The sequence below is a fragment of the Dyella acidisoli genome (genome assembly GCF_030160295.1).
Taxonomy (GTDB): Bacteria; Pseudomonadota; Gammaproteobacteria; order Xanthomonadales; family Rhodanobacteraceae; genus Dyella_B; species Dyella_B acidisoli.
The window spans coordinates 210,335-223,384 of record NZ_BSOB01000061.1 but is presented as its reverse complement, the minus strand read 5'-3'; the positions used below and the strand labels follow the sequence as shown (position 1 = coordinate 223,384).

Annotated in this window: 11 protein-coding genes and 4 tRNA genes; 9 read left to right on the top strand and 6 right to left on the bottom strand. The window is 59.2% G+C overall.

The genetic code is table 11. From position 1 onward, the window contains the following. Positions 1 to 136 precede the first annotated feature (136 nt). The 3 genes from QQJ86_RS21815 to QQJ86_RS21805 all read left to right on the top strand — a co-directional run bounded on the left by QQJ86_RS21815 (position 137) and on the right by QQJ86_RS21805 (position 457). Positions 137 to 212, top strand: a tRNA-Ala gene (locus QQJ86_RS21815). Between the two features lie 8 nt (positions 213 to 220). Then, positions 221 to 296: transfer RNA gene (locus QQJ86_RS21810), tRNA-Glu, on the top strand. Positions 297 to 380: 84 nt separating this feature from the next. Continuing rightward, a tRNA-Asp gene (locus QQJ86_RS21805) sits at positions 381 to 457 on the top strand. A gap of 158 nt (positions 458 to 615) precedes the next feature. Here the strand turns inward: QQJ86_RS21805 and QQJ86_RS21800 are convergent. Next, a complete protein-coding gene (locus QQJ86_RS21800) occupies positions 616 to 1,077 on the bottom strand; it encodes a DUF1249 domain-containing protein (RefSeq protein ID WP_284323074.1) in 462 nt (153 codons plus the stop codon). A gap of 179 nt (positions 1,078 to 1,256) precedes the next feature. Then, entirely contained in the window at positions 1,257 to 2,072 is an 816-nt protein-coding gene (ppsR, locus tag QQJ86_RS21795; protein ID WP_284323073.1) for a posphoenolpyruvate synthetase regulatory kinase/phosphorylase PpsR, read from the bottom strand. A 227-nt stretch (positions 2,073 to 2,299) separates the two neighbouring features. On the opposite strand from ppsR, the gene ppsA reads away from it, so the two are divergent. The 4 genes from ppsA (at position 2,300) to QQJ86_RS21775 (ending at position 6,637) form a co-directional block, all read left to right on the top strand. After that, positions 2,300 to 4,675, top strand: a complete 2,376-nt coding sequence (gene ppsA / locus QQJ86_RS21790) for a phosphoenolpyruvate synthase (protein ID WP_284323072.1) — start codon at positions 2,300 to 2,302, stop codon at positions 4,673 to 4,675. Between the two features lie 122 nt (positions 4,676 to 4,797). After that, complete coding sequence (lepB, locus tag QQJ86_RS21785) at positions 4,798 to 5,496, top strand: signal peptidase I (RefSeq protein ID WP_284323071.1); 699 nt, start codon at positions 4,798 to 4,800, stop codon at positions 5,494 to 5,496. A 74-nt stretch (positions 5,497 to 5,570) separates the two neighbouring features. Beyond that, positions 5,571 to 5,660 (top strand) — tRNA-Ser (locus QQJ86_RS21780). Between the two features lie 275 nt (positions 5,661 to 5,935). Beyond that, on the top strand, positions 5,936 to 6,637 hold the full coding sequence (locus QQJ86_RS21775) for a PP2C family protein-serine/threonine phosphatase (protein WP_284323070.1): 702 nt from the start codon (positions 5,936 to 5,938) through the stop codon (positions 6,635 to 6,637). Positions 6,638 to 6,666: 29 nt separating this feature from the next. On the opposite strand, the gene dnaQ is transcribed toward QQJ86_RS21775, so the two are convergent. Genes dnaQ through QQJ86_RS21760 form a run of 3 tightly spaced genes read right to left on the bottom strand, consistent with a single transcriptional unit; the run spans position 6,667 to position 8,545 of the window. Beyond that, complete coding sequence (gene dnaQ, locus QQJ86_RS21770; protein WP_284323069.1) at positions 6,667 to 7,386, bottom strand: DNA polymerase III subunit epsilon; 720 nt, start codon at positions 7,384 to 7,386, stop codon at positions 6,667 to 6,669. Further along, a complete protein-coding gene (rnhA, locus tag QQJ86_RS21765) occupies positions 7,383 to 7,826 on the bottom strand; it encodes a ribonuclease HI (RefSeq protein WP_284323068.1) in 444 nt (147 codons plus the stop codon). The genes dnaQ and rnhA overlap by 4 nt, the downstream gene beginning before the upstream one ends. A 41-nt stretch (positions 7,827 to 7,867) precedes the next feature. Continuing rightward, positions 7,868 to 8,545, bottom strand: a complete 678-nt coding sequence (locus QQJ86_RS21760; protein WP_284323067.1) for a methyltransferase domain-containing protein — start codon at positions 8,543 to 8,545, stop codon at positions 7,868 to 7,870. 262 nt (positions 8,546 to 8,807) lie between these two features. On the opposite strand from QQJ86_RS21760, the gene gloB reads away from it, so the two are divergent. Next, positions 8,808 to 9,572: a hydroxyacylglutathione hydrolase gene (gloB, locus tag QQJ86_RS21755; protein WP_284323140.1), complete on the top strand. Its 765-nt coding sequence runs from the start codon at positions 8,808 to 8,810 to the stop codon at positions 9,570 to 9,572. Continuing rightward, entirely contained in the window at positions 9,569 to 10,813 is a 1,245-nt protein-coding gene (locus tag QQJ86_RS21750; protein WP_284323066.1) for a LysM peptidoglycan-binding domain-containing protein, read from the top strand. The genes gloB and QQJ86_RS21750 overlap by 4 nt, the downstream gene beginning before the upstream one ends. A gap of 285 nt (positions 10,814 to 11,098) precedes the next feature. Here the strand turns inward: QQJ86_RS21750 and QQJ86_RS21745 are convergent, their stop codons facing one another. Next, complete coding sequence (locus tag QQJ86_RS21745) at positions 11,099 to 13,015, bottom strand: SurA N-terminal domain-containing protein (protein WP_284323065.1); 1,917 nt, start codon at positions 13,013 to 13,015, stop codon at positions 11,099 to 11,101. Between the last annotated feature and the right edge of the window lie 35 nt (positions 13,016 to 13,050).

The window sequence follows — 13,050 nt, the reverse complement described above, 5'->3', positions numbered from 1 at the left end:
CGATCACAGCTTAACCTGATGCGGTGATACTGCTGCGCAAGACAGCACCTACGCACATGTTCATTGGCGATGATTTTTTCTAAAAAGAGCTTGACGGAATTCAGAACCCATCCTATTCTTTCGTGCTTCCAGCGGCGGGGCCATAGCTCAGCTGGGAGAGCGCCTGCATGGCATGCAGGAGGTCGGCGGTTCGATCCCGCCTGGCTCCACCAACACATACGTCCCCATCGTCTAGAGGCCTAGGACATCACCCTTTCACGGTGGCGACCGGGGTTCGAATCCCCGTGGGGACGCCACTTCCACCCGATCATCGGGCGGAGTGGAAAAGGACTTAGTGTGTTGGTTGTTAGTAGCTCGTTGCTGGTAAGGCTGTACAACGTGGAGCGGTAGTTCAGTCGGTTAGAATGCTGGCCTGTCACGCCGGAGGTCGCGGGTTCGAGTCCCGTCCGCTCCGCCACTGTTTCTCAAGAAGCCCGCTTGCGCGGGTTTTTTGTTGCCTGCAGAAATCCACTGCTGACATATCAAGGCTCATCTCGCCCGCGAGCGTGTAGGTTGGGACGCAAACCCCAACATCGGGATGTGTGTCGACAGGTAACGTCGGGGGTTTGCCCCAACCTACGGCACGCGTTCGAGCGTACCCGCCGAGTGTCCCTGCTCCGCCAAATATTCGAGCCAACGCGTGAGGAAACCGTTCATCTGCAACCGGTGTTGAAACACCGAGTGCGCAGGCGGGAACGGCCCCAATACCTGCCAAAGATGGCGTCCAGGATGGCAATGCAGCGCTTCGGCAACGTGCGCGTCGCTGTACACGCGCAATTGCGCCGAAGGTGACCGACGGCCGGTCTGCGCATCAACGAAACCGTACGTAAGCTCAAGTTCGAGCGTGTATGGGTGGCGTTCCTGCAGCACCAGATGCACCGGAAGGCCGTCATCGATATCCGAGACGTAATCACCCAGCTCCAACTGCTGTGGCGCGAACAAGCGCGTCAGCCGATGGTAATTTTCCGCGTAGAGCCCCATCAGGAACTCGAAGCGTCCCGGCAGCAAGGCGGTGCGGCGGTCGAGTACGGCACTCATAAGGTTGCGACGGTCTCCTTGGATGTTCTGATCAATGCTGCGTAGGTGTCACCAGCTCTGTCCGTTCGCAGGCCACAGGACCATCGTCTCGACAGACTGACCGTCTGTCGAGACGATGGACCGAAGGCATGTGGATGGACAGAGCTGGCGGTGCCTGCGGAGCATGGGTCAGAGCATCCTTAGTACATGGTTTTTTCGATACCGAATTGATCGAGGATTTTGCTCGCGATCTCTTCGATCGAAACGTGCGTGGTGTTGAGATACGGAATGCTGGCCTGCCGCATCAACCGATCCGCTTGTTCCAACTCCCAGCGACATTGCTTGAGGTTGGCATAGCGGCTGCCTGGGCGTCGCTCTTCGCGGATCTGCGCCAGACGCTGAGCTTCGATGGTGAGTCCGAACAGGCGGTTCTTATAAGCGCGCAGACGCGCCGGGAGTTCGAGCTTTTCCAGATCCTCCTCGGTGAGGGGGTAATTGGCGGCGCACACGCCATAATGCAAGGCCATGTACAAGCACGTGGGCGTTTTGCCCGAGCGCGACACACCAACCAGTATCAGATCCGCTTGCGCGTAATCCACTGCCAGACCATCGTCATGGCTCAAGGCATAGTTGGTCGCGTTGATGCGCGCCTCGTATTTGACGAAATCCACTAGACCATGGGAACGGTTTACCGCACCGGAATGACGCGTGCCCAGTTCGTCTTCCAATGGGCCGATAAAGGGGGCGAACACATCCAGCACCAGCGCGCCACTGGTCGCCACGATCTCGCACAACGCCGGGTCGGCCAAGGTGTTGACGACGATCGGCCGCTGTCCGCTTTGCGCATACCGAGTCTTGATGCGCAACGCGGCACTCTCTGCTTTCTGTGGATTGTCGATGAACGGTAAACGGTGCTTTTCGAAGCGCACCCCTTCGAACTGGGCAAGAATGCTGTTCCCGATCGTTTCCGCCGTAATACCAGTGGAATCGGATATGAAAAAAACCGAGCGTTGCATGCGTGGTCCGTGGGCTATCTGAATTCCTGTCTTGCACCATAACCCAAGCACGAAGCCTTGTCTTTGCTTGACTTTGAGCTGACTGGTATGCAGGTGGCGCGGCTTATGACGGCAATGGTCTTCTTGTGCCGCGCACCATCGACAGCGGACAATACCAGTCTTATGCAGCCGGCTTTGCTCCGTGCCGCTCCCCGCTTTTTCCATTGCGAGCTCTTGAGGAGATCCCCTTGAACGACCTGGTGCTTTGGCTCGACCAACTGCGCATGACCGACCTTGGCAAAGTCGGCGGCAAGAATGCGTCGCTCGGCGAGATGATCGGCAACCTGGCCCAACTCGGAGTGTCGGTGCCCGGCGGCTTTGCCACCACTGCGCAAGCCTTTCAGCAGTACCTCGAAAAGAGCGGTCTTTCCAAGCGGATTGCCGATCGCCTGGTCACGCTCGACGTCGATGACGTGGATGAACTGGTCAAGGGCGGCAAGGAAATCCGCGGCTGGATTGTCGACACCGCCCTGCCCGCCGATCTGGAAAACGCCATCCGCGACGCCTACGCCAAGTTGTGCAAAGACGCTGGCGCCGAAAACATTGCCGTCGCCGTGCGCTCCTCCGCCACCGCGGAAGACCTGCCGGACGCGTCCTTTGCTGGCCAGCAGGAAACCTTCCTCAACGTGGTCGGCATCGACGACGTGCTGCACAAGGTGAAAGAAGTCTTCGCTTCGCTATACAACGATCGCGCCATCGCCTATCGCGTGCACCAGGGCTTCAAGCACGAAGACGTGTTCCTTTCCGCCGGCGTGCAACTGATGGTGCGTTCCGACGTGGGCGCATCGGGCGTGCTGTTCACGCTCGACACCGAATCGGGTTTCCGCGATGTCGTGTTCGTCACTGGCAGCTATGGCCTGGGTGAAATGGTGGTGCAAGGCGCGGTCAATCCCGATGAGTTTTACGTGTTCAAGCCCACGCTGAAAGCTGGCAAGCCAGCCGTACTGCGCCGCAGCCTCGGCGCCAAGCAACAGCAAATGGTGTATTCGAACAAGCCCGGCGAACGCGTGCGCATCGAAGAAACGCCCGCCGCTGATCGCAATCGCTTCTGCATTAGCGACGAAGACGTGCAAGAGCTGGCCAAGCAGGCGTTGGTGATCGAACAGCATTACAAGCGCCCGATGGACGTCGAATGGGCGAAGGACGGCCACACCGGCAAGCTCTACATCGTGCAGGCACGCCCCGAGACGGTGAAATCGCGCGCGCACGCGATGCAACTCGAACGCTTCCATCTCAATGAAAAAGGCAAGGTGCTGGCGGAGGGCCGCGCGATCGGCCAGAAGATCGGCAGCGGCAGGGCACGCGTGATTCGCTCGCTAGCCGACATGAACAAGGTGCAGCCTGGCGACGTGTTGGTTGCCGACATGACCGATCCGGATTGGGAGCCGGTGATGAAACGTGCCTCCGCTATCGTCACCAACCGCGGTGGACGCACCTGTCACGCCGCGATCATTGCGCGCGAACTGGGCGTGCCCGCGGTGGTCGGTACCGGCAATGGACTTGATGCCATTCCTGATGGACACGAGGTCACGGTTTCTTGCGCCGAAGGCGATACCGGCACCATCTACGAAGGTCAGTTGAAGTTCGACCGCGTCACCGCCGATCTTGGCGCCATGCCCGAAGCACCGCTCAAGATCATGATGAACGTGGCCAACCCCGAGCGTGCATTCGACTTCGGCATGCTGCCCAATGCAGGCATTGGCTTGGCTCGCCTGGAAATGATCATCGCCAGCCACATCGGCGTGCATCCGAAAGCGCTGCTCGAATACAGTAAGCAGGATGCGGAAACCAAGTCGAGGATCGACGCACGCATCGCCGGCTACAAGGACCCGGTGAGCTTCTATGTCGACCGCCTTGCCGAAGGCATCGCCACCATTGCCGCGTCGGTGTACCCCAAACCGGTGATCGTGCGTCTGTCGGATTTCAAATCCAACGAATACGCCAACCTGCTCGGCGGCCAGCGCTATGAGCCGCACGAAGAAAACCCGATGATCGGCTACCGCGGCGCCAGCCGTTACGTCGATGCGGGCTTCGCCGAATCGTTCGGCCTCGAATGCAAAGCCGTCAAGCACGTGCGCGAAGTGATGGGGCTCACCAATGTGTGGGTGATGATTCCGTTCGTGCGCACGCTCGACGAAGGCCGCAAGGTGGTCGAGGTGCTCGCCAAGAACGGACTCAAGCAGGGCGAGCATGAACTGAAGGTCATCATGATGTGCGAGCTGCCGTCCAACGCGCTGCTTGCGGATGAATTCCTCGACATCTTCGATGGTTTTTCGATCGGCTCCAACGACCTCACCCAGCTCACACTGGGTCTGGATCGCGACTCCAGCGTGGTCGCTCATCTGTTCGACGAGCGCGATCCGGCCGTGAAGAAGCTGCTGGCGATGGCGATCAAGACCGCGCGTGCACGCGGCAAATACGTGGGCATCTGCGGCCAGGGGCCGTCCGATCATCCGGATCTGGCCGAGTGGCTGATGGATCAGGGCATCGAATCGGTATCGCTCAATCCGGATACCGTGGTCGATACCTGGCTGAGGCTGGCGAAGAAGAAAGCCACGGCATAAGCACACGTTAGCAAAGCACGGGGCGATGGCGACATCGCCCCGTGGCATTTTTGGTGCCAGGAAACTAGCCGCCGCTCGGGTTGTCCACTCCAACCAGGAGACCTCAACTACGGGAGTACGCCATGCGCCGCCTAATGTCTTTCTTTGCACAGAACAAAGGCACCCTCGTTTTCCTGCTCGGCATGCTGATGTTCCGCAGCGCCCTCGCCGACTGGAACGTCGTACCCACCGGCTCCATGCAACCGACCATCCAGATCGGCGACCGCATCGTGGTGGACAAAGCTGCGTACGACATCCGCGTCCCCTTCACGCATATATCGCTTGTCCATTTGGCCGACCCACAACGCGGCGACATCGTCGTACTCGATTCACACGCCGCGCACGAGCGGCTGGTCAAGCGCGTGATCGGCGTTCCCGGCGATGAAGTGGCCATGCGCGGCAATGTACTCTTGGTCAATGGCGTCGCCGCCCACTATTCGCCGGTAACCGTGAATGGCATTCATGACGATCTGCAAGACCCGGCCCGCTATGAAGTCGAGCAATGGGGCAGCGCGCAACACCTCATCCGGCTGTCGCTCTACCGACCCAGCGAAGCGCGGGATTTCGGCCCGGTCGTTGTCCCTGCCGGTCACTACCTGCTGCTGGGCGATAACCGGGACAACAGCATGGACTCACGCTATCTGGGCTTCTTCCCGCGCAACGAAATCGTCGGGCGTTCCCGATACGTGGCGCTATCGCTGGACCCGGACCACCACTACCTACCCCGAAGCCACCGGCTAGCAGCCCGGCTAGACAGCGCTCCTGCCTCCCTACCCCAATAACCCCTGTTCCTGTTGTCACAACCTCGTCCAGCACGTATCATGTTCGGCTCGCGCAGACCTACGCGCACCTTTTCGGAGAGGTGGCAGAGTGGTCGAATGTACCTGACTCGAAATCAGGCGTACGTGTAAGCGTACCGTGGGTTCGAATCCCACCCTCTCCGCCACTCATAAAAAAACGCCCCTCGTGGGCGTTTTTTTATGAGTGGCGGAGAGGGTGGCCCGATGAGAACCCATATGGTTCGACAAATTCGTCTGGAACGAATTTGGACAGCCGAAGGCTGGCCCCGGAGCGCTTAGCGCGGAGGGGTGAGGCCCATGGACGGGCCGAACAATCCCACCCTCTCTGTAAATGTTTGCATCACTGTTAGTTGTGCACGCGAGCTTTTTGCACCACGCCAGTACATCCGGCATGCTGCACTCACTCACCCGGCGGATGCCCATGATCGAATTCGGACACGGAACCCATGTCGGTTTGCGCCGCACGCGCAACGAAGACACTTACTATGCCGACGCAGCGCTTGGCCTGTTTCTGGTTGCAGACGGCATGGGCGGGCATCAGCACGGTGAGGTAGCTTCTGCGCTGGCACGAGATGCCATCGTGGATTGGGTCCGCAAGGGGAAATCGCTGGCGGAAGCTGTGCATAGTGCAGCGGCGCGATTGCTGGAACACACCCAACGCTATGACGATGCCTTGCCAATGGGCACTACTGTCGCTGCCATCCGTTTTTCCGAACAGGACTACGAAGTAGTGTGGGTGGGCGACAGCCGCATCTACCAGTGGAAAGATGGATTACGGCAGATCAGTCACGATCACTCGCTGGTGCAGCGGCTAGTCGAAGCAGGCGCCATCGATGAAGTGCAGGCCAAGCGCCATCCCCAGCGCAATATCCTCACGCAAGCGCTGGGCATTACCGCGCTCGACCAATTGCATATCAGCATGGCGAAAGGTCGGCTCGAAGCAGGCATGAGTTTTCTGGTCTGCAGCGACGGACTCACAGAGGAAGTGAACAACAGTCGCATCGAAGCGATCATCGCCCGCCGCGATCTGGCTGCGCAGGAATGTCTCGACCATCTGCTGCTCGCTGCACTCGAAGAGGGCGGCAGTGACAACATCACGGCCATATTGGCGCGAATTCACTAGCACGCTCGGTGCTCGCGTAGGCAGGCAAGCTACGCTTCCAACTCCTGCTTACGCCATATGGACTGACCACCCGCACTTTTGTCCAACGCATCGAGTCGCTGTGAGTGGGCGCTAACTTCTTCCTCGCTGGCGCGCAGCACACGCGGCCGTCGTGCAAGGACCAGCGGAGCAATCACAGCGCGAACCCCACTGGTTTCTGCACCACCCTCGAATCCAAGATCCAACACCACCTGCCCGGACGTCATCGCCAGATAGACGTCCGCCAACAACTGCGCGTCGATCAGGCCGCCGTGCAGGTCGCGTGCGGAATTGTCGACGCCGAGGCGTTTGCACAGTGCATCCAGGCTGTTGCGCTGCCCTGGATACCGCTCACGTGCCATGAGCAACGTATCCAGCACATTGCAGCGATCGGCAAGGCGACCATATTGGGCACCTGCTCGCGCGAGTTCGGCATCGATAAAGCCGACGTCGAATGCGGCGTTGTGAATGATCAGCTCCGCGCCATCAATAAACGCCAGAAATTCATCCACGACTTCTTGGAAACGCGGTTTATCGAGCAGAAACTCGTCTTCAATGCCTGTAACTGCACGCGCGCCTTCATCGATCGCGCGCTCGGGATTGAGATAGGTCTGGTAATGGCGTCCGGTAAGCCGGCGCTCGACCATTTCGACGCAGGCGATTTCGATCAGGCGATGGCCTTGGCGTACTTCCAAGCCGGTGGTTTCGGTATCTAGAACAATCTGCCTCATGCCAATTTCCTGAATTGCTCTGCTTGCTCACGTGCCGCCTGATCCACGCGTTCGTTTTCATCATGCCCGCTATGGCCTTTCACCCATTGCCAGCGAATCTGGTGAGGCGCGGCAGCAGTGGACAATCGTTGCCAGAGATCCTGATTCTTTACCGGCTTTTTGTCAGCAGTGCGCCATCCATTGCTGATCCAACGCGGCACCCATTCTTCGATGCCTTGCATCACGTAGCGGGAATCGGTGGTCAGCACGACTTTGCAGGGGCGCTTGAGTGCTTCGAGCGCCTGGATGGCGGCGAGCAATTCCATGCGGTTGTTGGTGGTCTGCGCCTCACCGCCGCTCAGCATGCGTTCGGTGCCTTTGGCTCTCAACAGCGCCGCCCATCCTCCCGGGCCGGGATTGCCGAGGCATGCGCCATCGGTAAACACTTCCACTTCTGCCACTCGTTCGGCTCCGTCTCTGATCTTGTTCTTCGGGTAATAACTCAGCTTACCGAACTGCGACGCGCACCAGGCGCAAGGCCGGCTCTCACCGGTGCAGTGACGGGCTTGGGACGCAGGCGGGACGGCGCGCTTGCCGGACCCTTTTTGCGTGCGACCAGCACGTACCCCCCGCCAAGCCAGCCAGATATTTTGCCCGATGCCACCGTAGACCGCGGCAACAGCTGGCCTACACGTTGCACGCGTTCCACCAAAACTTCTGAACGGCGCAGGCGCGCAGCGAGTTGAATAGGAGACTTGGCGTGGGTGGCGCTGCCACGCGTCCGCCAAAGCCACCATGGCGTCCATCCGCTCAATGGGCTGACGCCTGTCAGAACCAGTAACCCGCCAGGCGCCAGCACGCGCACGATCTCGTCCAGGGACAGCGGGGCCAGTTCCAATGCATGGCGCAGCAGAATGAGATCGAACGCCTCATCCATGAACGGCAGTGGCTCGTCGGCGCTAGCGGATACATCGCCCCACAAGCGCCCTTCGACAAGGCGCAGCGTGACCCATTGGCTCAGGTAGGGCGGATTCGGTGGTTCGTCGCCCGCCGCCGCGGAGAGCAACAAGGCCCGGGACCCTGCGCAGCGGCGCACGTCGGGCATGTAGGCGACCGTCTCATCGGCCAACAGACTACGCATCGGCGCACTTGCATAAATGTCCTGGGTGCGCTGTTGCATCTACTGGAGGCCTGTCAAAAGCATGTGGGCAGAGTTTAGCGGTTGGCTTTACAAAGACGAACCATGGCACAACAGCGTTCGAACAATCTTTCGATTAACGCCTATCTAACGATCCAGGGCGGTTCGGGTCTTATAGTCGGCGATCTCGCGCAAGCCGGACGCCTGCGCCAGTCGATACGAAGGATGTGCTGGTCTGTCTACATGGCCCGTAAGGTGACCATGCAGCATGAACCAGCCGTCCGCAACAGAGCGGAGATCGCCCTTGCACGTCGTACCGTTACCGGCGCTTGCCGACAACTACATCTGGCTGCTGCACGACGACAGCGGCCATGCCATCGTCGTCGACCCCGGCGAAGCCTCGCCGGTCGAATCCGCCCTGCACGCTCGCAAGCTCAAGCTGTGCGCGATCCTGCTAACGCATCATCATGACGACCATATTGGTGGTGCGGGCAGGCTGCGCGACATGTACGACGTGCCCGTCTACGCACCCGACGATGCGCGCATTGCGATAGCCACACATCGCGTACAAGACGGCGGCACTGTGGTGCTCGGTCAACCTTCCGCGCGCTTCCAAGTCATGGCTGTGCCGGGGCATACGCTCAGCCATATCGCTTATGTTGGCGAAGGTGTACTGCTTTGTGGCGACACACTGTTCAGCCTGGGCTGCGGTCGGCTGTTCGAAGGCACGCCCACTCAGATGCTCTCCTCGCTGCAGCGCATTGCCTCATTGCCCGGTGATCTGCTGGTCTGCTGCGCGCATGAGTACACCTCCGCCAATGGCCGCTTCGCACAGTCCGTAGAACCCAACAATGCGGCGCTCAAGCAGCGGGTGGACGAAGTCGCCCGCCTGCGTGCGAATCATCAACCAAGCGTGCCGGCCACACTATCGAGCGAATTGGCCTGCAATCCTTTCCTGCGCGTCAACAGCGAAAGCGTCATCGAATGGTGCCGCCAGCATGGTGCTGCCAACGATCCAGTTGCCCGCTTCGCTGCGTTGCGCTCTGCCAAGGATGTGTTCCGCGCATGAGTTACGTACGACGACTGCTACCCGTTGCACTGACGTCGCTGCTTGCTGCGTGCGCCACACCTCCTGCGAACAAGTCGGCACACGTTCCGGCCATTACGCCGCCACCGGTTCCCACACCCTCGACGTCCCTGCCCTCACCGCAAGTGCCTGCACCGCAGACCACTCCTGAGATCACTACGGCGAACGTGTGGGACAAACTGCGCGACAGCTTCGCCATGTCGGACTGCGATGCGGATCCACAGATCATGGTGTGGGCACACCGCTACACGCAAAACCCACAACGCTTCGAAGCGCAAATGAGCGATGCCCTGCCACAGATCGTTTACGTGCAGCAGGCCGCCGAAAAGTACGATGTGGCCGGTGAATTCGTGCTGCTGCCATGGGTAGAAAGCCAATATCGGCCCGTACCCGGCCACCGCAATTTGCCCGCCGGCATGTGGCAACTCGTGCAAAGCACGGCGCGTGTGATGGGGCTGCATGTGGATCACAGTTACGACGGTCGGTTGGATACATCCGCTTCGACCGACGGCGTGATGCGCATGTTGCACGACTATCACAGCGAGCTGCATGATTGGCGCCTGGTCGATTACGCATACAATCGCGGCGAATTCGGTGTGCAGCGACTAGTGCAGCAGCATGGCTTGCCGCCGGATGAGCCAGCCATTCCAAAGCTGCAGGTACCTCGCATTACACGCGAACATCTCACCAAGTTGCTGGCCATTTCCTGCGTGGTGCGCGATCCCTCGCGCTTCAATGTCGAATTGCCCACGTTGCCTGCCGATCAGCATCTGGAAACGGTAGAGGTCAACCGCAGCATGACGCTGACCACTGCCGCGGGTCACGCGGGTATGGAAACTGACGACCTCAGGCGTCTGAATCCAGCCCTGCAAAACAACTTTCTAGTCATGAACGGTCCTGGGCATCTATTGATGCCGCATCGCAATGCCGAACAGCTGCGCAACGCCATGCAAATTGCCAACGATCAGGACATGACAGCCAGCATGTCTGCCCGATCTCCGTTACCGGCCATCTATGTAGATCAGCCTGAAAGCAACTCGCAAGACGAAGCCGACAAGCCACAACGAGCAAGAACCCACGTCGTGAAGCCCGGCGAAAGCTTGTGGCAGATCGCGCGCAGTTATTCCACGAGCGTAAGTACGCTTGAGCGTCTGAATCATTTGCACGGCAAAGCGTTGAAGCCCGGCCAGGTAATCAAGCTCGATTCGCCTGACAAACGTTAAGGCCTGGTGCCAGCGTCGCCAGCTGCAGCGGAACAATCGATGCCCGACCGTGTGGATTAGCACCCATCGCTTCTCCAAAGCGTGACGGTCGACGAGGTTGTCAATGTCTGAGGTATTCCTGTCCTCCGATCTTGATCTTGCATCGGGTATCACCGGTGAAATCGCTTATGCGGATGTGACTACAACATCCTGGGCGTGACCGGCGTTTAATTCTTGCAAATCATTCAACGAAAAAGGCGGCCCTTTCGAGCCGCCTTTTCTTTTCGCAAGATCGCCTGCACTTGATTACATGCGCTCTTTGGCAATCTCGACCTTGGCTTTCGCCTTGAGCATGTCGACCAAACCTTGCGCCTCCATGCCGCCGTACACCTGCACCATCTGGCGATAGAGCTGTTGGCGATCATCTGCGGTCATCTTGGAAAGGTCCCCAGCTTCGACTTTGTCCACGGCCAGGATGGCGTATGTGCCGTGATCCAGCGCGACATTGGCGTACTGCGGCTTGCCATCAGCGGCGGGATGCGGTGTCTTGAACGCTTGCGTCAGCACCGGTTGCGGCACATTCTGGCCCTGCTGTTGCACGCGCTGCGCCTGGTTCACGCTCTGCAGGTCGGCGTGTTCGGCCTTGGCCAACGCAACGAGGTCCTCGCCCTTGCTCAGGCGCTGCACCAGCACCTCAGCTTTCTTGCTTGCCGCGTCAGCAATGCGCTGATCGAGAATCTTCTGCACGATCGCGTCATGGACTTCGGCAACTGGCTTGACCGACGCTGGCACGTGCTTGTCCACGCGCACTACGACGGAATCATTCTTGCCGAGGTTGATTAATGTGGAATTGTTACCCGCGACGAGCACGTCATTGGAAAACGCAGCAGCAACCAACTTGGGATTGGAGGCAATGCCCTGACCGCCTTCACGGCCAAACAGCGGCGCCTCCTTGATCTGCAGATTCAGTGCCTTCGCTGCCGGTTCCAACGAACCAGGATTCTGCGAGGTCAGGTCAGTCATCTTACCCGCGGTTTCGTTGTAAACGCGGTCGAGTTCGCCAGTCGTGGCTTCTTTCAGCAACTGATCGCGCACTTGTTCGAACGGCTTGGTCTGACCACTGCGCAAGTCACGCAGATAGATGATGTGATAGCCCTCGTCGGACAGAACAGGCTTGGAGACCTGCCCTTTCTGCAACGCGAACATGGCCGAATCGAAAGCGGCGTTGGTTACACCTTTCTGCAGCCAGCCCAAGTCGCCGCCCTGCAGCTTCGAACCCAAGTCGTCCGAATCCTGCTGTGCGAGTTTGGCGAAATTAGCCGGCGTCACTTCGGCGGCGATCTTTTCGGCCTTCTCCAGCGCGGTCTTCTGCTGTGCAGGCGTTGCGTTCTTCGGCACATTGATCAGGATGTGCGAAACCTCTCGCTCTTCCGGCATACCGAAGCGAGCGAGCTCGTTCTGATAACGCTTTTTCAGATCGTCTTCAGAGGGCTGCGTATCCGCCTTCAGATCTGCGCCGTTCACTTCGACGTACTTCAACGACACCTGTTCCGGATTCATGAAATCCGCTTGATGTGCCTTGTAGTAATCTTGCACTTGCGCGTCAGTTACCTGGCTATCCTCCGGCGCGGGGCGCGGCAGGATGAAATAGCGGATGTCCCTGCGCTGAAGCCTTAGCTCCAGGTAACGCTCGATGTCCGCGGGCGTCACGATCGTGCTGCCGCTGATCGCATCAGACAGCAGACTGCCTTCCATCGAGGTGCGCAAATTATCCTGGTACATCTGCGGCGAGATGCCGGCTCCAGCAAGCTGCGCACGGTACATGTTGGGATCGAATTTGCCGTCAACCTGGAACGCCGGCTGTGCAGCAATCGCGTCGCGCAGCGCTTGGTCGGAGACGCGCATGCCAAGGTCTTCATTGGCCTGCAGCAGCAACTGTTGACTGACTAGCTCGTCCAGCACCTGCTGCTTGAATTCGGGCTTGTCGAACAGGCTCGCGTCAAATTGGTCGCCCATTTGCGCGCGCTGCTGCTGACGAATGCGGTTGATCGTATCTTGGAACTGCTGCTGGCTGACTTCGCGTTTGCCAATCTTGGCGACGAAGTCTTCAACGTGTGAACTGAAGTAGCCTTCAATGCCGAAGAACGACATCGCAAATACGGCAACCCCCAGCACGACTATCGCCGGCCATCCTTGCATCTTGTCGCGTAATGACTGCAGCATGGATTCTTTCCGCAATGATGTATGCGCGTTGCCGC

What these genes read in the sequence shown, in the direction of transcription:
- QQJ86_RS21800 (WP_284323074.1), bottom strand. Translation starts at nt 1,077, where the DNA reads ATGAGTGCCGTACTCGACCGCCGCACCGCCTTGCTGCCGGGACGCTTC.
- ppsR (WP_284323073.1), bottom strand. Translation starts at nt 2,072, where the DNA reads ATGCAACGCTCGGTTTTTTTCATATCCGATTCCACTGGTATTACGGCG.
- lepB (WP_284323071.1), top strand. Translation starts at nt 4,798, where the DNA reads ATGCGCCGCCTAATGTCTTTCTTTGCACAGAACAAAGGCACCCTCGTT.
- QQJ86_RS21775 (WP_284323070.1), top strand. Translation starts at nt 5,936, where the DNA reads ATGATCGAATTCGGACACGGAACCCATGTCGGTTTGCGCCGCACGCGC.
- dnaQ (WP_284323069.1), bottom strand. Translation starts at nt 7,386, where the DNA reads ATGAGGCAGATTGTTCTAGATACCGAAACCACCGGCTTGGAAGTACGC.
- QQJ86_RS21760 (WP_284323067.1), bottom strand. Translation starts at nt 8,545, where the DNA reads ATGCAACAGCGCACCCAGGACATTTATGCAAGTGCGCCGATGCGTAGT.
- QQJ86_RS21750 (WP_284323066.1), top strand. Translation starts at nt 9,569, where the DNA reads ATGAGTTACGTACGACGACTGCTACCCGTTGCACTGACGTCGCTGCTT.
- QQJ86_RS21745 (WP_284323065.1), bottom strand. Translation starts at nt 13,015, where the DNA reads ATGCTGCAGTCATTACGCGACAAGATGCAAGGATGGCCGGCGATAGTC.